At 62.6% G+C, this 25,519-nt stretch carries 21 protein-coding genes and 2 tRNA genes; 8 read left to right on the top strand and 15 right to left on the bottom strand.

Features of this window, described 5'->3' with window-relative positions; all coding sequences use genetic code 11:
- Positions 1–48: 48 nt before the first annotated feature.
- A complete protein-coding gene (locus K7H91_RS24365) occupies positions 49–933 on the bottom strand; it encodes a class I SAM-dependent methyltransferase (protein ID WP_230722763.1) in 885 nt (294 codons plus the stop codon).
- 119 nt (positions 934–1,052) lie between these two features.
- On the opposite strand from K7H91_RS24365, the gene K7H91_RS24360 reads away from it, so the two are divergent.
- Genes K7H91_RS24360 through K7H91_RS24345 form a run of 4 tightly spaced genes read left to right on the top strand, consistent with a single transcriptional unit; the run spans position 1,053 to position 3,385 of the window.
- Positions 1,053–1,784 (top strand): ComF family protein, encoded by a 732-nt coding sequence (locus tag K7H91_RS24360; RefSeq protein WP_230722765.1) that lies wholly within the window; start codon positions 1,053–1,055, stop codon positions 1,782–1,784.
- A 50-nt stretch (positions 1,785–1,834) separates the two neighbouring features.
- Entirely contained in the window at positions 1,835–2,092 is a 258-nt protein-coding gene (gene grxC / locus K7H91_RS24355) for a glutaredoxin 3 (RefSeq protein WP_230722762.1), read from the top strand.
- A 10-nt stretch (positions 2,093–2,102) separates the two neighbouring features.
- The gene (locus K7H91_RS24350; protein WP_230722761.1) at positions 2,103–2,951 is read left to right on the top strand and encodes a carbon-nitrogen hydrolase family protein; all 849 of its coding nucleotides are present in this window, start codon (positions 2,103–2,105) and stop codon (positions 2,949–2,951) included.
- A gap of 5 nt (positions 2,952–2,956) precedes the next feature.
- Positions 2,957–3,385 carry a DUF1178 family protein gene (locus tag K7H91_RS24345; protein ID WP_230722760.1) on the top strand — a complete coding sequence of 143 codons (429 nt, stop codon included), beginning with the start codon at positions 2,957–2,959 and terminating at the stop codon, positions 3,383–3,385.
- Positions 3,386–3,415: 30 nt separating this feature from the next.
- Here the strand turns inward: K7H91_RS24345 and K7H91_RS24340 are convergent.
- Positions 3,416–3,491: transfer RNA gene (locus K7H91_RS24340), tRNA-Ala, on the bottom strand.
- Positions 3,492–3,974: 483 nt separating this feature from the next.
- Between K7H91_RS24340 and K7H91_RS24335 the strand changes: the two genes are divergently transcribed.
- Positions 3,975–5,027, top strand: a complete 1,053-nt coding sequence (locus tag K7H91_RS24335) for a porin (protein WP_230722759.1) — start codon at positions 3,975–3,977, stop codon at positions 5,025–5,027.
- Positions 5,028–5,154: 127 nt separating this feature from the next.
- On the opposite strand, the gene K7H91_RS24330 is transcribed toward K7H91_RS24335, so the two are convergent.
- The 3 genes from K7H91_RS24330 to K7H91_RS24320 all read right to left on the bottom strand — a co-directional run bounded on the left by K7H91_RS24330 (position 5,155) and on the right by K7H91_RS24320 (position 7,607).
- Positions 5,155–6,759: a hypothetical protein gene (locus K7H91_RS24330; protein WP_230722758.1), complete on the bottom strand. Its 1,605-nt coding sequence runs from the start codon at positions 6,757–6,759 to the stop codon at positions 5,155–5,157.
- Positions 6,760–6,908: 149 nt separating this feature from the next.
- Positions 6,909–6,984 (bottom strand) — tRNA-Ala (locus K7H91_RS24325).
- A gap of 236 nt (positions 6,985–7,220) precedes the next feature.
- Positions 7,221–7,607, bottom strand: a complete 387-nt coding sequence (locus K7H91_RS24320; RefSeq protein ID WP_230722764.1) for a TIGR02300 family protein — start codon at positions 7,605–7,607, stop codon at positions 7,221–7,223.
- Positions 7,608–7,818: 211 nt separating this feature from the next.
- On the opposite strand from K7H91_RS24320, the gene K7H91_RS24315 reads away from it, so the two are divergent.
- The gene (locus K7H91_RS24315; protein WP_230722757.1) at positions 7,819–8,409 is read left to right on the top strand and encodes a transglycosylase SLT domain-containing protein; all 591 of its coding nucleotides are present in this window, start codon (positions 7,819–7,821) and stop codon (positions 8,407–8,409) included.
- Here the strand turns inward: K7H91_RS24315 and K7H91_RS24310 are convergent, their stop codons facing one another.
- The 10 genes from K7H91_RS24310 to K7H91_RS24265 form a co-directional block, all read right to left on the bottom strand.
- Positions 8,410–9,525 (bottom strand): alginate lyase family protein, encoded by a 1,116-nt coding sequence (locus K7H91_RS24310; protein ID WP_230722756.1) that lies wholly within the window; start codon positions 9,523–9,525, stop codon positions 8,410–8,412.
- A gap of 2 nt (positions 9,526–9,527) precedes the next feature.
- Positions 9,528–12,209 carry a tetratricopeptide repeat protein gene (locus K7H91_RS24305; protein WP_230722755.1) on the bottom strand — a complete coding sequence of 894 codons (2,682 nt, stop codon included), beginning with the start codon at positions 12,207–12,209 and terminating at the stop codon, positions 9,528–9,530.
- 74 nt (positions 12,210–12,283) lie between these two features.
- On the bottom strand, positions 12,284–13,330 hold the full coding sequence (locus tag K7H91_RS24300; RefSeq protein ID WP_230722754.1) for an alginate O-acetyltransferase AlgX-related protein: 1,047 nt from the start codon (positions 13,328–13,330) through the stop codon (positions 12,284–12,286).
- Positions 13,323–14,042, bottom strand: a complete 720-nt coding sequence (locus K7H91_RS24295) for a hypothetical protein (protein WP_230722753.1) — start codon at positions 14,040–14,042, stop codon at positions 13,323–13,325. Before K7H91_RS24295 ends, K7H91_RS24300 begins: the two co-directional genes overlap by 8 nt.
- Before the next feature lies 1 nt (position 14,043).
- On the bottom strand, positions 14,044–15,624 hold the full coding sequence (locus tag K7H91_RS24290) for a right-handed parallel beta-helix repeat-containing protein (RefSeq protein WP_230722752.1): 1,581 nt from the start codon (positions 15,622–15,624) through the stop codon (positions 14,044–14,046).
- A complete protein-coding gene (locus K7H91_RS24285; protein ID WP_230722751.1) occupies positions 15,621–17,021 on the bottom strand; it encodes a mannose-1-phosphate guanylyltransferase in 1,401 nt (466 codons plus the stop codon). The genes K7H91_RS24290 and K7H91_RS24285 overlap by 4 nt, the downstream gene beginning before the upstream one ends.
- Positions 17,018–18,199, bottom strand: a complete 1,182-nt coding sequence (locus K7H91_RS24280; RefSeq protein ID WP_230722750.1) for a hypothetical protein — start codon at positions 18,197–18,199, stop codon at positions 17,018–17,020. The genes K7H91_RS24285 and K7H91_RS24280 overlap by 4 nt, the downstream gene beginning before the upstream one ends.
- A gap of 9 nt (positions 18,200–18,208) precedes the next feature.
- Positions 18,209–19,681 carry a glycosyltransferase gene (locus tag K7H91_RS24275; RefSeq protein ID WP_230722749.1) on the bottom strand — a complete coding sequence of 491 codons (1,473 nt, stop codon included), beginning with the start codon at positions 19,679–19,681 and terminating at the stop codon, positions 18,209–18,211.
- A gap of 7 nt (positions 19,682–19,688) precedes the next feature.
- Positions 19,689–21,008 carry a nucleotide sugar dehydrogenase gene (locus tag K7H91_RS24270; protein WP_230722748.1) on the bottom strand — a complete coding sequence of 440 codons (1,320 nt, stop codon included), beginning with the start codon at positions 21,006–21,008 and terminating at the stop codon, positions 19,689–19,691.
- A gap of 243 nt (positions 21,009–21,251) precedes the next feature.
- On the bottom strand, positions 21,252–23,027 hold the full coding sequence (locus K7H91_RS24265) for an IlvD/Edd family dehydratase (protein WP_419197523.1): 1,776 nt from the start codon (positions 23,025–23,027) through the stop codon (positions 21,252–21,254).
- Between the two features lie 299 nt (positions 23,028–23,326).
- On the opposite strand from K7H91_RS24265, the gene K7H91_RS24260 reads away from it, so the two are divergent.
- Together K7H91_RS24260 and K7H91_RS24255 are read left to right on the top strand one after the other, a co-directional pair.
- Positions 23,327–23,938, top strand: a complete 612-nt coding sequence (locus K7H91_RS24260) for a hypothetical protein (protein WP_230722746.1) — start codon at positions 23,327–23,329, stop codon at positions 23,936–23,938.
- Between the two features lie 197 nt (positions 23,939–24,135).
- Positions 24,136–25,443: a mechanosensitive ion channel family protein gene (locus K7H91_RS24255; protein WP_230722745.1), complete on the top strand. Its 1,308-nt coding sequence runs from the start codon at positions 24,136–24,138 to the stop codon at positions 25,441–25,443.
- The last annotated feature ends 76 nt before the right edge of the window (positions 25,444–25,519 follow it).

Below are 25,519 nucleotides of genomic sequence, written 5' to 3'. Positions count from 1 at the left end.
TAAGGGACCATCAAGAACAACAGAGTTGATGACGCCGAGAGAAGGGTTTCACCGCTTCAGCTTGATCTCTTCCGTATTCAGCGCATCGGCAAGCCGCGCCTTGGCGGAACCCGGCTTCAACGGTTTCTGCTGGCTTTCATGCGGGCTCCAGCCGGAGACGTAGATCACCGAGAAACTGGCGCGGATTCGGCCGTCGGGATCGCTGTAGCGCTCGGCGTAGATTTCGGCGGCGCGCAGGAAGAACCGGCGGCCGACCGGTTTGTTGGACCGGCCCAGAAGCGGATTGACCATGCCCATCGCCCTCAGATCGGCCATCAGCGCAAACAGCGTGTCGTAGCGCACCGTATAGGTTTCCTGATCGACCACCGGCAGGGTGAAGCCGGCGCGCTGGAGCAGGCCGCCGATATCGCGGACATCGGCAAACGGGATCACCCGCGGGCTGGCGCCGCCATAGAGTTCGATTTCGGCCGCGAGCAGACAGTCGCGCAATTCGGCAAGCGTGCCGCTGCCGGGAATGGCCGCCAGGAACAGACCATCCGGCTTCAGTGCCCGGCGGATCTGTATGAAATAGCCCGGCAGATCATTGATGAGATGGGCGGCCAGCGGCGACAGCACGAGGTTCAGCGACTGGTCGTCCAGCCCCGGCAATTCGAGCGGCGCAATCGAAAGCGCCTCCGCCTCGCCCGCGAATTCCGCATCGGTCTCAATCCGCGCGATCGCGCCGACCTTGCCGGTCGCCTGCGCGGCAGTGGCGACCACGCCGGTGACGCCGTGCAGTTCCACCGCCTTGTCGAAACGCCGCTCAACCACGGCAAGCCGGTTCGCCATCTCCTCGGCCACGATATTGAGCAGGAAATCTGCGCCCTTCTGGCCTTTCCGGAAAGCGCGCAGCCGGTTCTGCGCCACGCGGGCGGTATCGAAAACCTGTTCCATGGCTGAATGTCCTTTCCCGCAAATCGGCCTCGAAATGCACCCGGAAACGCGGTACTGTCAAGGACATGGACGCGCCCGAACCCTCGCTTCTGAAAAACCTTGCCGCCCGCTCCGAGGCGATGGCGCTCGGCGCGCTCAGTCAGCTCGGCAATCTGATCTACCCGCCAGTCTGCGCCGCCTGCGGGCGCAATACCGGTTCACACCGCGCGCTCTGCATGACCTGCTGGAGCGATATCCGCTTCATCGAGAGACCCTTTTGCGCGGTGCTCGGCACCCCGTTTTCCCATGATCTCGGCGAAGGCATTCTGAGCGCCGAGGCGCTTGCCCATCCGCCGGAATTCGACCGGCTTCGCTCGGCGGCGTTTTATTCCGGCACGGTGCGCAATCTGGTCCATGCGCTGAAATATCGCGACAACACCCATCTGGCGGTGATGATGGCAAATTGGATGCTGCGCGCCGAGGACGGCATGGTCAAGGAATGCGACGGCATCACCGCCGTGCCGCTGCACTCGACGCGGATGATGGCGCGACGGTTCAACCAGTCGGCGGAGCTCGCCCGCCATCTCGCGCGCCTTTCCCGCAAACCGTTCCTGCCGGGGCTCATCCGGCGAAAGAAGCGCACCATCCAGCAGGTGGGCCTGACCAGAACGGCCCGCGAGGACAATGTGCGCGGCGCCTTCGTGCTCGCCCCCCACAGCGAGGATCTGGTGTTCGGCCGGCGCATCCTGCTTGTCGACGATGTCTATACCACGGGGGCCACGGTTTCGGCGGCGGCGCGGCTCTTGAAGCGCAAGGGCGCCGCCGATGTCAGCATTTTGACCTTTGCACGCGTGCTTGATGAAACTATATGAAGGCCAGCCGGTTATACCAGTCAGGCTGAAACAAGGAGGCACGACCGAACATGGCCAATATCGACATCTATACGCGCGATTTCTGTGGTTTCTGCGCCCGCGCCAAGTCGCTGCTGGACAAGAAGGGCGTGACCTACACCGAATACAACGCCACCGAAACGCCGGATGTCCGCGCCAGGATGATCGACCGCGCCGGCGGCAGGTCCACCTTCCCGCAGATATTCATCGACAACCGCCATATCGGCGGCTGTGACGATCTTTACGCTCTGGACGCGGCGGGCCAGCTTGATCCGCTGCTTGCCGCATAGGGAAAACACGATGACCCGTTTCAAGGCCGCCGCCCTGCAGATGCGCTCGGGCACCGATCCTGCAAAGAACGCCGAAACGCTTGCCCGCCTTGTGGCGGAGGCGGCAGGCCATGGCGCGAGCTATATCCAGACGCCTGAAATGACCGGCGCGGTGCAAAAAAGCCGCAAGGGGCTGATGGAAGTGCTGAAACCGGAGGCGGACGATCTCATCGTGAAGACCGCCGCCGAACTTGCGCGCGACCACGGCATTCATCTCCATATTGGCTCGACCGCGATTGCGCTTGATGGCGGCATGATCGCCAATCGCGCCCTGCTTTTCGGACCGAAGGGCGATATTCTTGCCCGCTACGACAAGATCCACATGTTCGATGTCGATCTCGACAATGGCGAAAGCTGGCGCGAGAGCGCGGTCTACCGCCCCGGCGAGAAGGCAGTGCTTGCCCGCCTGCCCTTCGCCGCGATCGGGCTCGGCATCTGCTACGATGTGCGCTTCCCCGATCTCTACAATGCCTACGGGCTTGCCGGCGCCGAGGTTCTGACCGCGCCCGCTGCCTTCACCAAGCAGACCGGCCTTGCTCATTGGCATGTGCTGCAGCGCGCCCGCGCGATCGAGAACGGCGCCTACATGATTTCGGCAGCCCAGGCCGGCACGCACGAGGACGGTCGCGAGACCTTCGGCCATTCGATGATCGTCGACCCGTGGGGCAAGATCATCGCCGAGGCCGGCGACGAGGGCGAGGCCGCAATCATCGCCGAGATCGATACCGACGCCGTGACGGCGGCGCGCGGCAAGGTGCCGAACCTGAAGAATATCCGCGCCTTCGCCCTGGAAGAGACGCGGCCTCTTACGGAAGTCTGAAAGCCGTGATCCATTATTCGCTAAGATGTGACAACGGCCACGATTTCGATGGCTGGTTTGCCGGCAGCGCCGATTTCGACAAGCAGGTCGAAAGCGGCTTCCTGACCTGTCCCGTCTGCAATTCCGCCAAGGTTTCCAAAAGCCTGATGGCCCCGCGGGTCACCACCGCCCGCAAGCAGGAAAGCCGCAAGGCCGCCCTCGTCGACAAGGCCCAGCGCGAGGCGATGGACAAGCTGCGCAAGGCCGTCGCCGAAATCCGCGCCAATGCCGAGGATGTCGGCGAACGCTTTCCGGACGAGGCCCGCAAAATCCATTATGGCGAGAGCGAGGAACGCGGCATTATCGGCGAAGCCAATGCTGACGAGGTGCGCGACCTTCTGGAGGAAGGCATCGAGATCATGCCCCTGCCGATCCTGCCGGACGACAAGAACTGAGCGGAAAATTTTCGTAATCGCAGGGAAAATTGGTGGAGCCGAGCGGGATCGAACCGCCGACCTCTGCAGTGCGATTGCAGCGCTCTCCCAGCTGAGCTACGGCCCCATTTACATCAGCGCTGATACTCCAATCCGGGGCGCGGGGCAAGCGTCGTGGATGCGAATTTCTCGGTTGCAAATCCGGTCAGCCTTGAACGGGTCCAGCTTCTGAACCGCGCCCGTCCGGCGGCGGGACGAATGCCTGCTTGCGCTGCGGGCGGCCCCGTCCGTCTCAGGCGCCGCCGCCCGGCAACGGAGCAGGATGACAAACAAATTACTGTTTTATATATGTTTTTTAAAGTTTCCGCTTCATATCACGATCGCTTGTAAAGCAACCGGCCTCAAAAAGTTGCGCAATCAACACAGTCGAGGCGAAACCGGGGCGAATGCGCGTCAACCGTGTGAAGTCGCCTCGCTCGGCGGTTGCCTTAACAATTCGTAAACGTATAGTGGGGCACGCAATCGCCAATAATCGGTTGATCGAATAACAAAGAGTGCGTCGTGGCGACCTGCATTCACATTACGTCCCAATTGTTGGAGATATCCGTTCATGAAGATCAACGTATTGCTTATCGGCTCCGCTTCGCTGCTGGCGCTTTCCGCCACCGGGGCCCGGGCCGCGGATCCCGTAATGGCGATCGAGCCGGCGCCCGCCAATTATGTTGAAGTCTGCGACGCATTCGGCGCGGGCTATTTCTACATTCCGGGCACCGAGACCTGCCTCAGCATCGACGGCTATGTCCGCTTCGAGACCAAGTTCGGCGGCATCCAGACCGGCTCCGCCGATGACAGCGACTGGTACCCCTACGCCAAGGCGAATTTCTCGATCACCGCCAAGACCGATACCGAGCTCGGCACGCTGACCTCGGTTATCACCCCGGAATTCTATTATTATTCCGATGGTTCGGGCGACGACTTCAAGCTCGACCAGGCCTATATCGACATTGGCGACGCCGTTCAGTTCCGGGCCGGTTATATCAAGGGCTTCTGGAACCAGGACCTTTGGGGCGAACTCGACAATATCGACAATGTCAGCCGCTACAATGCGGTCCGTATCGGCTATTTCCCGTCGGACGGTTTCCAGATCGCGCTTGAACTCGATGCGCTCACCAAGGACAATAGCGACGACCCGAAGCTCGGCCTGTCGGGCCGCATTGCCTGGGCGCCCTCAGACTCGAACTATATCAAGCTCGATGTCGCCTATGACACCGACAGCGAAAACTACGCCATCCGTCCCTGGGCAGGCATCGGCATCGGCCCCGGCACGTTTGAAATCGCCGGCCTTTACGAAAGCGGCTTCATTTCCTACGCGCCGGACTTCACAGCCGACAACTGGAATGATTCCCCGATCGCCGGCACCTACATGAAATACGCGGTGGCCGCGAACTACTATTTCAATGTCACGGAAAACCTGATCCTCGCGCCGCAGACCCAGTACAATGTCGCCAGCAACGACAAGGCCTTTTGGGAAGCGGGCGCGACGGCGGACTGGGAAGTGGTCGACAATTTCCACGTCCGCGCCAACCTCAACTACGCCTTCCTCGACGACGACTGGAACCAGCAGAACTGGTTCGGCTGGCTGCGTCTGGAACGCGATTTCTGAGTTTCGGGTGCAATCATCGAAGACGAGAGCCGCGGCAGCCCGCCGCGGCTTTTGCTTTTCAGGGACTTCGACCGGCATAAGGCGCAGGCCGCGACATAGGCCAGAACGCGCATGATGCCGAGATGGATCAGCCTGACCGTGCCGTCAGCAGGCCTTCTATCCGACCTCGTACGTCATCGTTGGGTTCAAGCTCTCTCGCCCGCAGCAAGGCAGCAGACGCTTCCTGAGGCCAATTCGTCGGGCCCCAGGAGGATAGAGCGCGAACTGCCATATTGCGGTTCCTGACGACCGGACTTTGCAGGCCGGCAGAAATAAAACCCCAGCCCTTTCCGGGAAAGCGTCCAAGATCCTGCAAGATGAAGTCCAAGGCGCTATGCGCGACGTATTCAGGGCCGAGGCCCAGTGCGGTGCCCGGCCCCGTCGCGATTTCATCGAGTGGAATGCGTTCCAGGCCAAGCTCCAGAACCTTATCGATGCGCTCTGCATCGGCGCTGCGCATCAGGTCCCACCAGTAGTCCTCGCCCGCCTCAGTGCGGGCATAGAAATAGGGCCATGGATCAATGCCGACATTCCCGCAGGTTCTGCTTGCATCCCAAAACTGATGCCTGTCGCCGAACTCCAGGGCGTGCACTATCTCCTGCTTCCAGCGGTCCTCGGCGATCAGATCTGCTAGCGTTGCAGACATACGATCAACGGCTTCGGCAGACCAATCATGCTGTAGTTCCCGCTTACCGGATTTGTACTCACCGAGCCTGTCTCGAAGCCTGCAAAGGAAGGAATAATGCCCTACGGAACGAAACCCGTCTCTCCCATGATCCAATAGTGCCCCAACGACCACGCAACCATGCTCGTAATCAGATAACCCCTCGGCCGGTCCACCTTCCCCGGATATCAGACTATCGACGATCTCGCAGGCCGAATTGAACAATTCACCATCTATGCGATCTGCCTGAAGCGCAATATGCAGGTCGCCGGCCCTGGCGCAAATACAGGCCAGATACTCATTCATCACGCTGTTTTTGTAGCCTTTGCGAATGAGCCAGTTCTTGATTTCCGGATCCGTCGTGCCGGCAAGGCGCTCGACCGCATGTATGCGTCCCCATCCTTCAACGGATTTGGCCAATTCCCACAGCACGCTTTCGCCGTAGCTATCATTGCCGGAGATAGCGACGGCAGCATAAAGCGTGAACTCGTCATGGCGGCCAAGCGTGAGAAAAATCAACGAGTCATCAGTTCCCCGGATAACGCCAAGCAACGCCATTGAGAACTTCACGGCCTCTCTGTGAGCGGCCCCTGTCGCGAACCAATGCACAATTTCATAAAGCCGGCAGACGTCCACGTCTCCTTCACTCAGCATTCTCTCGATGAACGCGTCGATAACGCCGATGGCGGAACTGTCCTTGATGAGAGAATAGAAAGCGCCGATATTGCGTTCCGACGCATTTTCCGTCGCGCGCTTCAACGCTCCATATAGTTCGGAAACCAGTTGGTCTTCCGTCTTGGAACCGCCATGATGGCTCATCACGCCATCCATGGCACCCGGCGCGAACGAGATTCCGTTCGTCTCACCGCAGGCCGGCTCATCGGGAAGCCGATATCCCGCCTCGCTCAGGCCTGTCGGCTTCGCCGGATCGATATGTGCAGCGATATGGCCATAAATGGACGCAGCGCTTCCCCAAGGAGGATTCTGCTTTTTGGGAGGCCAAGACTTTCTCCTGAAAAAGTCGAACATGAATAACTCTACGCGATTCCACAACCTAAACGTTTTCAAAATTCATAAAATCGTTAAAAGTGCAAAAAGCTCAAGCCAAGTGACCGAAAAGGTCAAAGCCTGCACAAAAAGGTCAATCCATGTGACATTTTACACAAAAAGGGAAATTTTGGTGGAGCTAAGCGGGATCGAACCGCTGACCTCCTGCATGCCATGCAGGCGCTCTCCCAGCTGAGCTATAGCCCCAATCCTCGAAACCGCCGGGGCGGTGCGAAGCGACGTTTTCGCGTCGGGTGGCGGCTTGTTACTGTGGTTTTTCGCCCGATGCAAGCCCCAAAAAATCAAAGCCCGGAAAAAAATCGGCCGGGCCCGATCTTCCGCCAGACTTGCCTGAAACAGGCGCCCTATCCACAACCGCAAAATCAAAACGCCGGGTCAAAAACCCGGCGCCGCTTCATCTTCAATAATCGCCGTCAGCGATCTTAGCTGTCGTCGTCATCATCCGAGACGCCGATAATTCCGGTGACATCGTCGTCATCGTCATCATCGGTCTCGAGGAAGGTATCGTCGTCGTCGTCATCGAGGTCGACATCGTCATCATCGCCAGTGCCGACACTGTCGGAGGGGCTGTCGTCGTCGGATGCCTCGATCGAGGCCAGCGCGACATCGCCATCCTCGGTATCGACTTCCTTGACGTCGTTTTCCTCTTCCTCGCTTTCGACAACCGCGATCGAGGCGGTATCCTCGAAATATGAAAGCGGCCAGGAACCGCCCGAATAGGGCGAAACCACCGGGTCCTTGTTCAGGTCATAGAATTTCTTGCCCGTATCGGGGCATGTTCTTTTGGTTCCGAGTTCCGCTTTCGCCACGATCGACCTCTCATGTTGCGGTTGAAGGCTGGCATCACCAGCGCCTGTGCGCTTTTGCATCAGGCGGTCCCTTATCGTCATGCCGTCCGTCTGTCAAAGGCTAAGTTCATCGTTTTCCGGACGGCGGCGGAAGCTGGCAAAAACCTCCAATTTCGACGTTAACCATTTTTAAGAACCCTTTCTTAAATCCTGCCGGGTAGATGCTGGTTCCATGTCTATTCGTCGCCTCATCACGCTCTTTGCGGTGATTTCGCTTGCCGCGCTCGCCTCCTGCTCGACCACGGTCAGCAATGTCGGCAATAGCTGCGCCATCTTCGCGCAGAAGAACGGAATCTTCGAAAACTGGCGCCGCGACGCCGAGAAGGCCTCGCGCGATTACGGCGTGCCTGTGTCGGTGCTGATGGCGACGATCTATGTCGAATCCTCCTTCGATTCCCACGCCCGCCCGCCGCGCAAGAAAATCCTCGGCTTCATCCCCGGCCCCCGCGCCTCCAGCGCGCTCGGCTATTCGCAGGCGCTGGACGGCACCTGGGCGGAATATCAGGCCCGCGCCGGCCAGCGCGGCGCAAGCCGCACGGATTTCGGCGATGCGATCTATTTCATCGCCTGGTATCACTACCAGAGCCATATCCGGAACGGCATCGCGCTCAACGATCCCTATAATCTCTACCTTGCCTATCATTCCGGCCACAGCGGCTATTCCCGCGGCGTATGGAAGAACCGCCCGGTCGCCAAGAGCGGCGCAGCGCGCGCCCAGAAGATGACCCAGATCTACGAGGCGCAATTGCGCCGCTGCTCCTGATCACTTCTGCTTCCCGAAACATCCCGGCTGCATGGCCGGGTTGTTACGATAAAGCAGGGTCAGATCACCCCCGAGCTTGGAATTGGAAAGCGGGCGCAGAGGCGCGAGCTTGCGGTCGAGATCGCCATCGCTGACGAGGCTCAGATAGGCCTCCAGCCATGCAATCGTGAACGGCTCCTGTTCGGAAAGCCCCTGCGGAACCGACTGGTGCACGCCGGCGATTTCGGCAACCTTCGACGGATCCTCGATCCCGGCAAGCGCGAAGCCGACAGCTTTGGTGATCACCGCTTCCTCGTCCGGGGTATAGCTGTAATCATTGTGGCAGATCAGCGCGGCGGAGGCCGAGAGCGGCGCGAGCGCATGAAGCTGATAATGCAGCGCGTATTTTCCCCGGCGCATTTCATAGGGCATGCTGCCATCCTCGGCGACCGTTTCCAGCACGACGCGGTGGCTTGCGAACGCCCAGTTGATGTAGTCCTGGCTTTTGACGATCAGCGCGATTTCCGTCACCGCATAGGCGGCCCATAGCCGCAGATTGCCGAGCTTCGCCTTGGGCGGGGCATCATTGTCCCAATAGGCAATCAGGAAATCGCCGTTCTTCTTCAGCCACGCCTCGATCGTCGCCTTCTCGTCGGTCAGGCCATCGGCCAGATCGCGCACCTGGCGGTAGGCGCTGGCAATGCCGCCAACCCGGGCGGCATAGGTCATCTTTGCGTTATCGCTCTCCAGTCTGCCGAAGGCATCGGCCGCGGCCCAGGCATGAACGCCGTTGATCACGCAGGCCGCGTTGAAAGGCGCGACAGCGGGATTGGCCCGGGCGTCATTGGCAAGGCCGGTGATCTCACGAATAAAGTCATCGGCATCCTTCAGCGCCGCGTCCACCGCGGCGTCGCTCTCCTCATCGAGCGTGGAACGATCGGCGCTGCCTTCGTCGTAACGGCTGCCGTAATCGAGCGTGACCGTCGGCGGCGGAAAGGCCGGGCACGCTTCATTGTCCTCCTGCGCCAGGGCGGGCGAGCCGGCGAGCGCGAGAACGGCAATGCCGGCCGCCAACCGGCCGATTTGCGGGAAAGATGGTCGGAGCTCTGACAAATCGCGGCCCTTTCGGTTGGTCATGTTCAATTGGTGTTGAGGCCGGGCAACAGGGTCCCGGCGGTTTCATCGCCCGCTTCCGCGGCGGCCTTCAGCCATTGCCCCGCCTTTTCGGCGGAATGCTCGACGCCCGCGCCGAAGGCATAGGCCTGCGCCAGCAGCAGCATCGCCTCGGCGTCACCGGCATTGGCGGATTTTGTGAGCCAATCGGTCGCGTCGCTCAGCTCCTTTTCCGAAGCGGGATCGCGGTTCAGCATCTTGGCATATTCGCGCATGGCTACGGGATCGCCCGCTTCGGCGCCCTTGCGATAGGCGTCCTTCATGTCGAAGGCCGCGCTGACCCTGTTTCTGACGGCTTCAGGCGCATATTTCAACCGGTTGGCCAGTCCGTAAATCTCGGAAGGAGCGGCTTTTTCAAGCTCCTCCAGCAGGAGTTTCGCGTGTTCGTCCTCCTGATAGAACCGGCTGTCGGGATCGGAATACCAGTCGAGCAGCCGGCGCGAGGCCGGATCGTAACCCTGACCGTGCGCGGCTTCATAGAGCTTGAAGGCCTCCTCGCGATCGGCGATCGAGCCGAGCGTGGTGTAGATGTCGGCGAGCTTGACCTGCTGCCACCCCTGATCGGGCGAAAGCGCCAGCGCGACATCGAGCGCATCATCCGCCTCCCCGGGCCGGCCGGCGTTCAGCGCATACTGGGCCTTGCGGGCAAGGGCATTCAGGTCGCAGGACATCGCCGCCCTGGCGCGTTCATAGAAAAGCGCGCGATCCTCATCGCTTGCGGCCCGGGTCGCGGCGAAAAGCAGGGCCTCGAAATCGCCATAGGCCGCGATATCCGAAAGCAGCGCCTGCGGCGGCTCGTAACGGCCCTTGCCGGCGGCGCGGTAGGCGTCGTCGAGATGCCAGAGCGTGGAGCCCTTGATCTGCCCTCCGGCGTCTTCCACGAGCGCGGTGGCCTTGTCGAGGGAAGCGGCGTCATTGCCCGCAGCGGCCATATGGATTTCGGCGAGCACGGTCTTGGCCGCGACATCGCCGGAGGCGGCAAGCGTCTCCAGCGCGGAGAGAACATTTTGCCGCTTCGCATCAGTGTCCGCGGCATGATAGGCGCCGTCAAGCACCGCGGCCTCGCCGCCCGCCTGCCCGCGCATCGCCGACCGCCAGTGCTCGATGATGTCATCGAACCGGTCGGGATGCAGCCGCGCCAGGACCGACGTCAGGTCGCCGGCCGATTGGGTGCTGCCGGAAAGGGCGGCACTCTGCAGGCTGGCCGTCGCCTCCGCATTGTCGGCCAGCGCATCGGCGGTGATGTCATCCGGCAATTGCGGCTGGTTGTCGCGATCGAGGTGTTTCCACTTCTCCCACTCGGCCGTCTGGGGGCCATCGGGATTGGCGCACAGCAACGCATTTTTCAGCTCGTCCACGGCCGGCGTCGAACCCTCGACGGCGATCAGTGCCTTGAGCAGTTCCACCGCCTTTTGGCGGTCGGCCTCGTCGCCGTCACGCAGGTAGAGCCGGGCGAGCTCAAGCTTTCCGGCGCTGTCGCCGCGTTCGGCGGCCGCTTCGAAGAACTGCCGCGCCTCCGCCTGCCCTTCCCACGGACCGCTTTCCTCAAGCGCCATCGACCCGAGCCGCGAAAAAGCCCAGCCCGGCGCATCGGGGAAGCGCGCCAGCGCAACCAGACGGTCGTGATATTTCTGACGGTCTTCCGGCGTGTCGAGCCCGCGCGCGGCAAGCAGCCGCGTGGCGCCGGCAAAACCCTCGCGCTCGCCGTCGTCGGCAAGCTGGTCGTAGATCGCCATTGCCCGCTCGGGATCGGGCGGCACCAGCACGCCGTCCTCGTAGAGCTTCGCCATCTGCACCTTCGCCGAAACGATGTCGGCTTCGTAGGCCTGCTGGAGATAACGCAGAAGCCTGTTGTTGTCCTTCTCGATGCCTTCGCCGGAAAGGTGATAGCGCGCCGTCTCCCAGGCGGACTGGCCGTCGCCGAGATCGGCCGCAAAACGATACCATGCCTCGGCAAGCGCATGATCCTGGGCGATCACCTCCCCGCTTTCGAACGCCCGCGCGATGCGGCGCACCCGACCGCAGATCGCATTGTCGAGATTGCCGAGCAGCGATGAAAAGCCGAGCGTGAAGGCGAGTTGCGGATCCATGTCCCAGCCCGGAACCGCCTCCCCCTTGCTGGTCTTTTTGGCCAGATAGAGAACCGCATCGGGATCGCCGTTATAGGCTGCCTGAAGTTTGCGCTGGATGCCGCGATCGATATCCTGCGGCACCGCCTTGCCATTCAGATAAAGGTCGGCGAGGAAATTGATCGTGCCCGGCGTTGCCGAAGGCCCGATGGTTTCCAGCTCCGTGACGAAGCCGGTTGCCTTCAATTCGTCGAAACGCTCCGCCTCGACATAAAGCGCCACGACATCCAGCAGATAGGCCGCCCGGCTGTAATAGGGGTCTTCCTGGCGGCGCAGATCATAGGCGGACCTGACCGTGTCGAAATATTTGTCCGCATCGATATTGCGCAGCCGCATCAGTTCGCGGTCGAGATCGCGGTATTCGACGCCCGGCGGCAATTGCCTTCCATCCCAGTTCGACCATTGCAGCTCCAGCGCGTCGTTGGACTTGCGGTCGGCGCACACCTTCGCCGCTTCGATGTCGGGCGGGCGGAAATCGATGACGGGCTGTTGCGCCATCGCCGCCGGTGCGGCCGCCAAAACAGCAACCGTCAGCAGAAACGACCGAACACGACCGCTTCCGCAGGATCGTAAGCCAGGGATTCTCAAAGGCCTCATTCGCTTCCTTTCGCCGCCGCGCCGCAGCCGTCCGGTCCGCAATCGCCGGCAGCGCTTACCTTAAGCGTTTCCCACGGCTCGGGACCGTAGCTTGCGAGATTGCTGCCGGGCGGCACCTCCCATACCAGGAAGAGCGGCGGCTTTGCCTGTAAATCGCCGGACCGGAGATAGTCGGTGATCGATTTGAACGGACTGCCCGAAGCGCTCGCCCGGTTATCGACATCCATGCTTGAGAACTGTTTCAGGAACCCGTCGAAATGGCTCTGGCCATCGGCCGAAAACCGCGACCCGACAAGCACGACCGGCGCCGGCGCGTCCGAGCCAAGAATATTGAACGGACGGTCGGCGGCGAAGGCCTCCTCGCCCACGGTCTCGTAGCGGGTTTCCGTCACCGGCGGCAGACTTTCGCTGCAATGAGCCTGGATCGCCTCGCGTAGGTCCGACCGGCGGGTGTAGTCTTCTCCCTTTGTGGTCGTGAAGGTCATGAGGTTGGCCTTGCGCGATTGCGGCATCGCCGTGATCTTGCCGGCGATCGCCTCGGCGGCAAGGCGCGCGCCTTCGGTGGTCCAAAGCGGGTCAGCCTTCTGGAAGGGCGGGCTGTCAGGGGACGCCTGTGCCCGCATCGGCGTCAGCAGGTCAACCGCGACCACGCCGGCATCGTCCAGCCGCTTGATCGCTTCCTGATAGATTTCGGTGTTAACGGTGTCCTGATAGCCGTAGAGCCAGGCCGATTGCGGCACCTTGTCGGCAAGCACCTGACTGCGCGTGGGTACTGGCACGAAAACCAGAATGGTGCCCTGCGCCTTCAACAGCTTCGAAAACGCCGCAACGTTCTCCGCCAGCACCGGATCGGCGACGGATTTCATCGCGATATCATCCATCACCGTGAAGAAAAATCCGTCCTTCCCCTCCAGCGCCTGCGGATCGCCCTGCTCCGCGAGATTGACGCATCCGTAAGATGACGGCGCATCTTCGGCATGGGCAATGCCGCAACCAAGCCCGGCCGCGAGACACAAGGCCGCTATCGTTTTCATGCTATCCATGCTCATCCTCCCCCGAGATCGCTTCTGGCTCTGCAAAGGCGCGCAGCAGGTTTTCCGCCGCAGTGCGGGTTCCAAGCTCCGGGCTCTGCCGCGCCATCTCCAGATAGGCACGTACCGCCGCTTCATCCTCCGCCGTCAATGGCCCACCGGAGGCAATCAGCATCGCCATCTGCAGGGCAATCGCGCCATCGATGGATTGCTGGTCAGCGACGGACCGCAACAGCGCCCGGGCTTTCTCCGGTTTCGCGCCGAAGGGGTAGCCCTGCAAATAAAGCCGCGCCAGCGCCAGCACCGACGCCGCGTCTCCGGCCGCCGCCTGTCTTGCCAGCGCGTTTTCGATATGGGCGAGCCGCACCGGCGAGATAGCGCTGGTGCGGTCCGACAGGATATCGAACAGCGGCGGTACGGCATACGTGCGGCCATCATTCAGCGCGATCGCGAGATAGTGCGCGACCTTGGCGTTGAGGTCCGGCCGGTTCATCGCCAGAAGCCGCTCTGCCAGTTTGTAGGCGGCCAGCCCGTCGCCGACATCGGCGAGGATCTGAAGCTCGGTGATCGTCACCGGCTCATCGGCGACGATCCGCGCCCGGATATCCTTGAGGCGCGGGGCATTGTCGTAGATCGAGGCGACAGTCCGGACCGACGCGTCGCCCGCGAAAGCAATGGCCGGCAAGAACAGCAATACGGCGAAAATCGCATGGGCCTTCGCCATATCACTCGCCCTCCCCGGGGTGGCATCCGGTGAAATCGGACAGCCGGAACTGCCCGCCATTGCCGCGAAACAGCGATGGTGGGGCGGACGCGTCGGCCGAAATCCGGAAGCCTGCATCGGACGCCTTGTCGAGAGTGCGCAGGAAGGTGAGATAGCGCGGCGTTTCATATTGCAGCGCGCCGGCAAACAGCACCGGCAACTGGTTGGACAGATCATTCTGTCTCAACAACAGACGCGAGAAGCGTTCCGCCGAGATGCCGGAAACATTCGCGAGGAAGATGTTGTCGGTGATCTCGGTCTCGTCATCAGGAGAGATCGCATCGGCGACGGCAATGCCCGCGCCCTGGTTGCGCGCAAGCAGATTGCCGGAAATCCGCACCCCGAGGCTTTGCGCCACCCGAATGCCATCGGCGCGATTGCGAAGCGCGGCGTTGGAGAAAATATCGACACACGCCCCGCCGGCAACCGAGATGCCCTCGACGCCGTTCGCCAGAAGGACGTTGTCCGCGATCGTCGCATGGCCGACGCCGTCGCGGGCGAAAATGCCGCGTCCGGCATTTTCCGCCATCACGTTTCCGCTGACCACGGTATTCTTGCCGCCGATCATCAGCAGCCCGTGCTGCCCGCTCGCCACGATCAGATTGTCGCTGATGACGCCCTGATCGACCCGCTCGAGCCTGAGCCCGATGCCGCGGGCGCCATCGAGACGGTTTTCGGAAAAGCTGAAATCGGCAACGCCGGTCACTTCCACCGAGCGGATATTTTTCAGGATATTGCCGGTAACGCGTCCGCTGCTGCGCTTGCCGGCAAAGCGGCTGGAGGCAAAGCTTACACCGCTCATCAGCGGCTGGCCGTCATAGCCGAGACCGGAAAACCGACTGTCCTCGATCTCCGCGCGACCGCCGCGAACGGTCAGGATAAAGGGATGAAAATCGATAACTCTTGGCGCAGCATCCGTGCCGGTCACCTCGGCGTCGCGGATCGTCAGCAGCCCCTCATTGATGATAAAGACGCCCCGCTCCGTCGCCATTTCCAGCCGGTCGCCGTCGCTCATCGCAAGCGCGGCATCTTCGGAAATGAAAAGCGGGAGCGCGAGGCGGTAGCCACTGTCGGACGCCGCAAGCACGCCGCCATTGCCAGCCAGCGCGTCGGCAAGGCCTCCGAGCGTAAACGACCCGCGCTTCAGCAACAGCGCCTGTCCGCCCGAAGGCGCGGCCGCCTCCATCAATTCGCGGTGACCGAGATTGCCGGTCTCCAGCGCGACCTGTTGCAGGAGCGGCGCGAAAAGCACCGTGTCGAATTCGGCGGCGGCAGCCGCGCTTTCGCCCGCTTCGGCGGATCGGGTGACCGGCTCCGAGGGCTGCCGCGCGGGCTTGACGCCGGCCTCGTCCAGCAGCTTTCGCGCCGCGTCAAGCGTCGGCGCGATGCCCGCCGCGTCGCTCTTCAGCGTCTCGAGCAGGGCGTCCGCATTGCGGTTGATCTCGGCCAGGCGGTTATGATCATGCGCTCCGGCAATGGGCGCGAAGGCGAGCAGCAGCAGCAAAGCCGCGCAACATCCATAAACGCGCCCGACGCGGATCATCTTGCCTCGCCTCCGGACGCCAGGAAGGGCGCGTCGTTGACGTCGTCGGCGTCATATTGCAGTTCGATCAGCGTCGCGGTGACGTCGCCATGATTGCGCAGCACGCCGCCATGGCCGGCGGGAATGGCAAAGCTGTCCCCGGCCTCGCCGGCACGCCGGCTTCCGCCCTGCTCCAGCTGAAGGCTTCCGGCGCAGACCGTCAGCACCCGGCGCCGATTTTCCTCCGCCGCAATCGTCAGAGCCGCCCCGGGTATGATCTCGTGTTCGGCGAGGCGAAAACCGGGGCCGGTCTTCAACGGCGTTCCCGAATGCGCCCATTTCGGCTTGGTGAGTTCGCCCTTGTGCTCCTTGAGCGCGGAGAGCACCTGCGGCACGTCCTGGGTGCGCTCAAGCGAGGCAACCAGCAGAACGTCCTCAGTGTCGATAATGGCGAGATTGTCGACGCCGATCGTCGCGATCAGCTTGCCGTCCTCGGCGCGGATGTAGGAATTGCCGGTATCCACCGGCACGACATCGCCGCTCAGGACGTTGCCATCGCCGTCCTTCCGGCCGATCTCGTAGAGCGAGCGCCAGCTTCCGACATCGTTCCAGGCGATATCAGCCGGCGCCATCAGCACCCGGTCGCTGTGCTCGAACACGACGCTTTCGGTTGCCGCGGCGTGGGCCTTTCGGAAGCAGCGGTCATCGAGAACGGTGCGGCCCGGCTCGCGGGCCGCGCGCTCCACCGCCGCCCGGACGGTCTCCGTCGTTTCGGGATCGAGACGCTGATATTCCGCGATCAGGACATCCGTGCGGAACAAGCTGACGCCCGACGCCCAATAGGCATTGCCGTTCTCGATCAATTTCTCGGCGGTCTCGCGCGGCGGCTTTTCGATGAAGTGGGAGACATTGCGCGCCCCCTCGAAGCTCTCGTTAGGTCCGTCGTCGACAATATAGCCATAGCCGGTTTCGGCGTAGGCGGGACGGATGCCGAAAAGCACGATGCGGCCGCTCTCGGCGGCCGCGCGCATCGACAGCACCACTGCGCCGAAATCGCCGTCGATCAGATGGTCCGACGGCAGCACCGCCATCAACGCGCCAGGATCGCGGGCCTCAATGGCAAACGCCGCTGCCAGCACGGCCGGGCCGGTGTGCCGCGAGCTCTGCTCGATCATCAGTTCGCCCTTGCGGCCGATCGCATGAAGCTGCGCGCGCACCAGTGTCTCATAGCGATTGTTTACGCTGACATAGGGGTCATGGAAGCCAGAGCCTGCATGCCGCTCGACGGTCGCCTGGAAGAAGCTCGGCGAGCCGCGTCCCGCGACGCGGTGAAACTGCTTCGGCGTTTCCGCCCGCGACAGCGGCCACAGCCGCATGCCGACGCCGCCGCACATGATGAGCGGATAGACGGCCCTCATCGACCCGTCTCCGTCGCGGCCTGCGCATTGCCGATCAGCGGCCATGCCTTGGCCCGCTCGCTCATCTCTTTGGTCGCGGTGAAGCGTGAAAGCCGGGTCTTGATCCGCTCCAGGAAGTTCGCATAGGGCTTGCTGGTCACCGTCAGCGCCACCGTCTTGCCGATATCGGCCGCCGTCAGCGCATCGGGCGCGGCGCTGAAGGTCACCGCCGCCGTCGTGCCGGAAGCGCCGTCCTCCGCCTTGACGTCCTTGACGGTCAGCGGCAGATCGTCGCCATTCGGCAGCGAGGCATGGGCTTCGGCGCCGAACAGCAGAAGTTTCGCCAGATCGTCCGGCATCGTGACCTTGATCGTCGGGCCTGCATCATCGGTCCTGACATAGGCGATCGGTGTTCCGGGCAGAACGGTGGCGCCGACCGCGCCGTTTTCGGTCAGCACGATCCTGCAATCGCAGGGATTGGAGAAATTCAGCATGCCGCCGCGCGCCGATTGCAGCGAGAACACGACGTCCCCCTCCCCGGCATTCGCATCCACATAGGCGATCTGCCCGGCCTCGGGCGCCGTCAGTGGCAGGCCCGCCGGCGTGACGGTCGCAAGGCCCGGCACCCGGTGGACGAAGATATGATAGTGGATGGTATAAGCCGTGAGCGCGATCAGGCCGAGCGTCAGCGCCGCCACCATTCCTGCGCCCGCCATACGCCGCATCCTTTCGCGAAAACTCTTGCGCGGCGGGGGTGCCGCCACCGATTTTTGCCGCGCTTCCGGCGGCACGCGCAGCAATTCGTTGATCTGCACCAGATCGCCCGCCAGATAGGCGTTCATCAGATAGCGCAGATGCGGCAGATGCGGACCAGTGGGATTGAGGAACACCAGCTTGTAGACCCCGCCGCTTGCCGATTCCAGCTCGGCGCGAACCTCGATCGGCAGCACCACCGAATAGCCCTCGAACTGAAAGCTGAACCGGGCGATCACGCGATAGCCGGACATATCCCCGCCATGCCAGCCGCCGGCATAGGCAGCGACCAGCGAAACGCCGATGCCTTCCAGCTCACGCCCGTCGATGAACACCGAGAACGGCATCCAGATCGAGGGGTGATCGGTGTCATGGCCATTATCCGGCAATTCGATCACGGATTCCTCGAGGTCGGTCTCGGCGTTCGGATGGTGTTCCATAAGCATGCGAGGCTCCTATGCGCCCGAAATATCAACGAACCAGATCATGCCCAGTATCAGCCATGCTACTGCGAGCGCATGAAGATACAAAGAAAATCCGTCGGATCCGAGAAAGCCCTTCTTCTGTCGGGCCGTTCCGGTCGCCGTGTTCTGGCGGGTCCATTTCTGCCGGTCGAGGCGAAACAGCACGTACGTCTTGACCAGCGCCCCGCCGATCTGGCCGAAATAGAGCAGGAAAGGATAGGTGACCGGGAATCCGCCGGCCCGGAAGGTCGAGATCATCGTGCACATCACGTAGCGCGAGACCATGACCCACGCGAGATAGGCGAGGAAGACGTAAGGGTTGAAGACATAGGCCGCCAGAATCATGCCGCAGGGGCCGGCAAGCGTCGTCCACATCGACATGCGCTGGTCCAAGATCGACCACCAGGTGAAATAGCCGATCCGGCTCGCCGGCAGCGCCAGCGCCCGGTTGCTGGTCCTCAGCGTGTTGCCGAACCAGCGGCGCATCAGCACGATCGCGGAATCGTAGAAGCTGTCGCGCGGCTGGGTTTCGACCGAAACGGTTTTCACATCGGGCAGATAGCCCATCTTGTAGCCGTGCTTTAAAAGCCAGAACCAGGTCGACTTGTCGTCGCCGGTCAGGAAGTTCACCCGGCCGAAGCGCCAGTGATCGATGAAATCGTGCTGGACGCCGCTGATGAAACCGGGCTGGGTCGCAAGGTCGCCGCGAAACACCGACATGCGCCCCGTCAGGGTCAGCACGCGCTCGCTGAGGCCCATCGAGCTCATCATCAGCTGGCGCTGGGCGAAGCGCAGGTGGAACCAGTCCTGGAAAAGCCGGCCGCCGGTCGCATCGGAGACCTCGTCGGAGGTGAGCGCGCCCATCTTCTCGTCGGTGAAGAAGGGGGCCGACTTGGCCACGAGGGACGCCGGCACCCGTGTGTCGCCATCGACCAGAAAGATCATATCGTGACGCGTCGGATTGAGACGCCTGATGGTGCGCAGCGATGTCGCCAGCGCATCGCGCTTGCCGGTGCCCGCGATCCGGTCGAACACCAGCGAGACCGAACCGCTGCGGCTTGCATCGGAGCCGGCGAACACGGCCTTGATCAGACGGATATCGCTCGCATCGACGACCGAGGCGACAATCGTCGCTCCGCCTTCGGAGTTTCGCGCCGCCTCGAAGATCGAGCGATAGACCGGCGCGGTGATCGCCGGGTCGATCTTGTAGGTCGTCACCAGGAAAAAGGCATGCGCCCGATAGGTTTGCAGCGCATAGAGCGCCTCGGCCCGCCTGCGGCGGCGCGGAAACGCGAAACGCATGTAATATTTCGCGCGGATGAAATTCAATATCCCCCACGAATAGCGCCAGATGCCAAGCACCCCGATCGTCAACGCGAGCGTGCCGGACTTGCCGACGACGTTCGGCGCTGCGAAAAGCGCGATATTCACGGCCGTGCATATGTAGAGGATATGATAGAGCATCCCGTTCCTACCAGCAAATCCCCTCATAGGCGTCGCCCGTGACCACGCCCGGCGCGATGCGGGCAAGATCGACCATCGGCTTGTCGCCGATCAGCGCGGAAAGCGGCGCGACGGCCTCCTTGTAGCGATGGCCGACCACGATGATGTCTGACAACGCTATCAGCGCCTTCAAATCGGCGACGAGCCTTTCCGGCAGATCGCCGATCTTGTCATTGCCGCGGCCTGCCCCGCTCATGCCCTCGTCATAGGCAGCCTTGACGGATGGATCGTAGATCTTCACCTCGTAGCCGCCATCCAGAAGCCGGCTGGCCAGCGCCGCCAGCGGGCTTTCGCGCAGATCGTCCGTGCCCGGCTTGAAGCTGATGCCGACCATGCCGACAGTGCGCCCTTCAAACCGCTTCACCAGCGCCTCGGCGCGGGCGATCTGGTTCTCGTTGGCCTCCAGCACGCCTTGAAGCAGCGGCGCGGCCACATCGTGGGAATTGGCGAGGAAGCGCAGAGCGCGCAGGTCCTTCGGCAGGCATGAGCCCCCGAAGGAGAAACCCGGGCGCAGAAAATAGGGCGACATCGCCACCTTGTCGTCCGAACAGAGGATCTTCATCACCGCCTGGCCGTCGACGCCGACGCTCTTGGCGATATTGCCAATCTCGTTGGCGAAGGTGATCTTGGCGGCGCGCCAGCTATTGCTGGTATATTTGATCATCTCCGCAGTCTTCATGTCGACGGCGTGATGTTCGCCCGGCAGCGCCGCGTTGAGGTCGTGCAGCATCGTCATCGTCGGTTGATCCATCGCGCCGTAGACGATCAGGCACGGCTCGAAATAGTCCGCGACAGCGGTGCCCTCGCGCAGGAACTCCGGGAAATAACCGACGCCGAAATCCGTACCGGCCTTCAGCCCCGAGGCGCGCTCAAGCTCCGGCACGCACACGCTTTCCATCGTGCCCGGCACAAGGGTGGAGCGCAGGATGACGCTGTGATGGCCCTTTCGTTCCGCCAGCGCCGCGCCGATGGACCGGCACAGCGCTGTGACATAGGAGAGCCCGATCGCCCCCGTTTCCTCGCCGGGCGTGCCGACGCAGACGATCGAGACGTCGGTGTTCAGGATGGCTTCGGCGATATCCGTGGTCGCCGACAGCCGCCCGGCGGCGTGATTGGTCGAGACCAGCTCATCGAGACGTTCCTCGACGATCGGCGTACGCCCGGCATTGATGGAGGCGACCTTGGCGGGATCAATATCGACCGCGACCACCTGATGACCCTGCTCGGCGAGGCAGGCCGCGGAAACGGTGCCGGTGTAGCCGATGCCAAACACGCTTACTCGTACCACATGACCCTCCTTTGGGTCTCAACATCCGGAAGCCAAATTCGCGCCCGGAAAACACACTCTGTTAGTTTCGCTGCAACCGCATCGCCCGCGCGACCGAGCCATATTCAACGGCAACTTGCGTAATGCGCTGCACCGCCCCCGAAAAAGGCAACAGCGCGATTGTCAATAACTGTATCCGCAATTTCTAAAGATACCGTATTCATGACCGTTTTTTAACCCGCCGGGGGTTTTCCGCGCGAGACGTCAATGATTGTGACGCGGCGGGCGGCGGGCGATATCGCGAAATTCCTCGGCGCCGGCGATCGTCCCGCCGTCGGAGAGTTGCGTCACCGTCTGGCGGTAGAGCCGCTGCCACGGCGTCGCGTCGTCCGGCACCTTCGGCAGCCCCTCGGCCTTGCGTCTCTCGATTTCAGCGTCGTCGACCAGCATGTCGCAGCGCCCCTGGTTGAAATCAATGCGGATCGTGTCGCCATCGCGCAGGAAGGCGAGGCCGCCGCCGGCAGCGCTCTCGGGCGAGGCATTGAGGATCGACGGGCTGTCGGCGGTGCCGGACTGGCGTCCGTCGCCGATGGTCGGCAGGCTGGTGATGCCTTTTTTGATGAGATGATCCGGCGGCTGCATGTTCACCACTTCGGCGGAACCCGGCCAGCCGAGCGGCCCGGCGCCCCGGATTACCAATATGGTGCGCTCGTCGATATCAAGCGCGGGATCGTTGATGCGGGTGTGGTAGTCCTCCGAGCCGTCGAAGATCACCGCCTTGCCCTCGAACACGCCCTCATGGCCGGGCTCCATGAGATAACGCTCGCGAAAGGCGTCGGAAACCACGCTCATCTTCATGATCGCGAAATCGAAGAGGTTGCCCTTCATCACCAGAAAGCCCGCGCGCTCCTGCATCGGCTTGTCGTATGGCAGGATGACCTCGCGATCGACCGCCTCGCGCCCTTCGAGATTGTCGGCCATGGTCGCGCCGGTGACCGTCGGCGCGCCGCCATCGAGCTTCCCGGCCTTCAACAGTTCCCACATGATCGCGGGCACGCCGCCGGCGCAGTGGAACCGTTCGCCGAGATATTTGCCGGCCGGCTGGACATTGGCGAGCAGCGGTATGTCATAGCCATGCTCCTGCCAGTCCTCCGGCTTCAATTCGACGCCGGCGTGGCGGGCGATCGCGGCCAGATGCGGCTGGGCGTTGGTCGAACCGCCGATCGCGGCATTGACGCGGATGGCGTTGAGAAAGGCTTGGCGGGTCAGGATATCGAGCGGACGGATGTTCTCGTTGACGAGTTCCACGGCGCGGCGTCCGGTGCGATAGCCGACCTGGCCGCGCTCGCGATAGGCCGCCGGGATCGCCGCCGAGCCGGTCAGCGACATGCCGAGCGCCTCGGCCAGCGCATTCATCGTCGAGGCCGTACCCATCGTGTTGCAGTGACCAACCGACGGCGCGGAATCGAGCGCCGTTTCCAGAAACTCCTCGCGGGTGATCTCGCCGGCGGCGAGCTTGCGCCGCGACCGCCAGATCACCGTGCCGGAGCCGACAAGCTCGCCGTCATGCCAGCCGTCGAGCATCGGCCCGCCGGAATAGACGATTGCCGGGATATTGACGGTGGCCGCCGCCATCAGCGCCGAGGGCGTGGTCTTGTCGCAGCCGGTGGTCAGCACCACGCCGTCCAGCGGATAGCCGTAAAGAATCTCGACCAGACCGAGATAAGCGAGATTGCGGTCGAGCGCCGCCGTCGGGCGCTTGCAGTTTTCAAACAGCGGATGGGAGGGAAACTCGATGGGGATGCCGCCAGCGTCGCGAATGCCGTCGCGCACCCGGCGCGCGAGATCGAGATGGTGGCGGTTGCAGGGATTGATGTCGCTGCCGCTCTGGGCAATGCCGATGATCGGCCTGCCGGAGCGCAGTTCCTCCGGCGTGGTGCCGTAGTTCATGAACCGCTCCAGATAGAGCGCGGTCATATCCGCGTGGTCCGGATTGTCGAACCAGTCTTGTGAACGCAGGCGGCGATGCGACATTTTCATTCTTCTCCCGATAGAGCTTTCCTCAGCCGCAAAGTGGCGAAACTCTCCGCCCCGGTCCACGGGCAACGTGCAGATTTCCGACTTTCTCCCTTCGAAAAAGGCCGTTGCCGGGCCCCGCCACGACCTGCGATTGGCGCCCGGACCCGAAAAAACAGGCCGGTTGCGGAACGTTCGCGGCGTCAAGCCGTTTTACCGGATATCAATTTCAATCGGAGCAGAAATATGAGTGGTATTATTTATCTCGTCGGTTTGATCGTGGTCGTCATGTTCATCCTGTCCGTTCTGGGTCTGGCGTAACCATGAGTGACAGTGATCACAAACCCGTAACCACCCCCGCTGCAAAGCCGGGCGTCTCCTACATCGAATGGGGCGCCATTTTCGCCGGCGCAGTTGTTGCCGGCGCGCTGACCGTGGTGCTGACGCAGTTTGGCGCCGGTATCGGTCTTGCAACCGCCGACCCTACGCTTGAAGACGGCCTCACCTGGGGCATCTTCCTCGTCGGCCTCTGGCTGGTTCTCATCCCCTTCGCCAGCGCCAGCGCCGGCGGCTACGTCGCAGGCCGGATGCGCTCGCATTTCGGCGACGGTACGGAAGACGAGAGCGAATTCCGCGACGGCATTCACGGTATCGTCGTTTGGGCGCTCGCCACCGTGGCCATGGGCCTAGCGGCCGGATTTTCGGCGGCGGTCTCGTCCGCTATGGCCCCTGCCGCAGCGGATCCGGAAGTCAGCGCGGAAATGATGCAGCTGATGCAGTCCGCCTCCACGATCACCGCCTTCGCGGCTGGCGCCGGCGCTGTTCTCGGTGCGGCAGGCGCATGGTTTGCGGCCCTTGCCGGCGGCAACCACCGCGACGAAGGCATTGCGATCTCGGCCTTCCGCGGCCCGTTCTTCCGCCGCACGCAGCCGTAAGCATGGAAGCCAACGCCACAAAAAAGGGCCCGCAGAGGGCCCTTTTTCCTACCCTCCTGCGGCGCGCCCGCGGGATTTTGTCGTTTTGCGTCGGTTCAGGCGCTAGCGGACAGACAGCGCGATGCAACAGTATTCTTGGATGCATCGCCGTCGCCGCCCTCATCCTGCTCTCGCCGGCGTCTCCCTCTCTCGCACAATTGACGGAAGGGCCCACGCAGGGAGGGAGCGCACAGACTGCGCCGGGCGATGCCGACGCCGCCGCGGACACTGCGATCCGCAACCGGCTGGAGGGCATTTTCGGCCAGATCGAGGGATTGTCGACGGTCGACGTTTCCGTGCGCTATGGCGTCGTCACGCTTGGCGGCGAGGTGCAGGAGGCGCAGCTTGCAAGCCGCGCCAGGGAGCTCGCCGGCAGCCTTGAAGGCGTCGTCGCCGTCAATGGCCGGATCATGGTCGAAACCTCGGTCGGCGAACGGCTGGAACCGGTCTATGACAGGCTGGAAGACCGGGCCGCACAGGCGCTGAGCTACCTGCCGCTGCTGCTGGTGGCCTTCGTCGTCTGCGTCGTCGTCATCGTTTTCGGCCTCTATCTCGCATCGCGAAGCTGGCCGTGGTCGCGGATCGCGCCCAACGCCTTCATCGCCGATCTTCTGCGTCAGGTCGTCCGGATCGTGTTCTTCGTGATCGGCGGCGTCCTGGCGCTCGATATTCTCGGCGCAACCGCCCTGCTCGGCACGCTGCTGGGCGCTGCCGGCATTGTCGGTCTCGCCGTCGGTTTTGCGGTGCGCGACACGGTCGAGAATTATATTGCAAGTATCCTGCTTTCCATCCGCCAGCCATTCCGGCCCAAGGACCTCGTCAAGATCGACGCCTTCGAGGGGTTCGTCATCAGCCTGACCTCACGCGCCACCATCCTGATGGAGGTCGACGGCAATCACATCCGCATTCCCAACGCCACCGTGTTCAAGAGCGCGATCACCAATTATACCGTCAATCCGCAGCGCCGCTTCACCTTCGAACTCGGCGTCAGCGCCGACAGCGATCTCGACATGGCCCTGAAGATCGGGCTTGAGACCATCGCAAGTCAGGACTTCATTCTCGATGACCCGGAGGCCGACGCCTGGATCGAGGAACTCGGCGATTCCAATGTGGTGCTCTATTTCGTCGGCTGGATCGACCAGTCCAGCACCAACTGGGCCAAGGCGCGGTCCGAGGCGATGCGGCTGGTGAAACGCGCGCTCGAGTCCAATGGCTTCTCGCTGCCGGAACCGATCTATCGCCTGCGCTTCGACGATGACGACCTCAAATCGGCGCTTTCCGGTTTCACCGGCACGGAGGAAAAGCCGGTGGCCCCCGCTCCGAAGAAGGTCCGAGAAGAACCGGCTGTTCCGCAAAACACCGATATCGATGCCGGTCTGCAGAGACGCATGGAGCGGGAGCGCCGCTCTCGCGGCCGCGGCGATCTCCTGAGCGAGAGCGCGCCGACCGAGTTTGAAAGCGAATAGAGCGCCGGTGAGTGCTTTCCGACTGCTGACAAAGCTCGCCCCACTCTCCTCCATCATGCTCGGGCTTGTTGTGCGG

Source organism: Martelella mediterranea (assembly GCF_021021415.1).
GTDB classification, from domain to species: domain Bacteria; phylum Pseudomonadota; class Alphaproteobacteria; order Rhizobiales; family Rhizobiaceae; genus Martelella; species Martelella mediterranea_C.
Note: the sequence above shows the minus strand (reverse complement) of the source record. Positions and strands in the feature narration are given on the sequence as shown.

Excerpts from the sequence above, each read along its gene's own strand:
- grxC (WP_230722762.1), top strand. The coding sequence starts at position 1,835 with ATGGCCAATATCGACATCTATACGCGCGATTTCTGTGGTTTCTGCGCC.
- K7H91_RS24290 (WP_230722752.1), bottom strand. The coding sequence starts at position 15,624 with ATGATCCGCGTCGGGCGCGTTTATGGATGTTGCGCGGCTTTGCTGCTG.
- K7H91_RS24365 (WP_230722763.1), bottom strand. The coding sequence starts at position 933 with ATGGAACAGGTTTTCGATACCGCCCGCGTGGCGCAGAACCGGCTGCGC.
- K7H91_RS24310 (WP_230722756.1), bottom strand. The coding sequence starts at position 9,525 with ATGACCAACCGAAAGGGCCGCGATTTGTCAGAGCTCCGACCATCTTTC.
- K7H91_RS24330 (WP_230722758.1), bottom strand. The coding sequence starts at position 6,759 with ATGTTCGACTTTTTCAGGAGAAAGTCTTGGCCTCCCAAAAAGCAGAAT.
- K7H91_RS24350 (WP_230722761.1), top strand. The coding sequence starts at position 2,103 with ATGACCCGTTTCAAGGCCGCCGCCCTGCAGATGCGCTCGGGCACCGAT.
- K7H91_RS24315 (WP_230722757.1), top strand. The coding sequence starts at position 7,819 with ATGTCTATTCGTCGCCTCATCACGCTCTTTGCGGTGATTTCGCTTGCC.
- K7H91_RS24295 (WP_230722753.1), bottom strand. The coding sequence starts at position 14,042 with ATGGCGAAGGCCCATGCGATTTTCGCCGTATTGCTGTTCTTGCCGGCC.
- K7H91_RS24280 (WP_230722750.1), bottom strand. The coding sequence starts at position 18,199 with ATGCTTATGGAACACCATCCGAACGCCGAGACCGACCTCGAGGAATCC.
- K7H91_RS24275 (WP_230722749.1), bottom strand. The coding sequence starts at position 19,681 with ATGCTCTATCATATCCTCTACATATGCACGGCCGTGAATATCGCGCTT.
- K7H91_RS24335 (WP_230722759.1), top strand. The coding sequence starts at position 3,975 with ATGAAGATCAACGTATTGCTTATCGGCTCCGCTTCGCTGCTGGCGCTT.
- K7H91_RS24265 (WP_419197523.1), bottom strand. The coding sequence starts at position 23,027 with ATGAAAATGTCGCATCGCCGCCTGCGTTCACAAGACTGGTTCGACAAT.
- K7H91_RS24300 (WP_230722754.1), bottom strand. The coding sequence starts at position 13,330 with ATGGATAGCATGAAAACGATAGCGGCCTTGTGTCTCGCGGCCGGGCTT.
- K7H91_RS24285 (WP_230722751.1), bottom strand. The coding sequence starts at position 17,021 with ATGAGGGCCGTCTATCCGCTCATCATGTGCGGCGGCGTCGGCATGCGG.
- K7H91_RS24260 (WP_230722746.1), top strand. The coding sequence starts at position 23,327 with ATGAGTGACAGTGATCACAAACCCGTAACCACCCCCGCTGCAAAGCCG.
- K7H91_RS24360 (WP_230722765.1), top strand. The coding sequence starts at position 1,053 with ATGGCGCTCGGCGCGCTCAGTCAGCTCGGCAATCTGATCTACCCGCCA.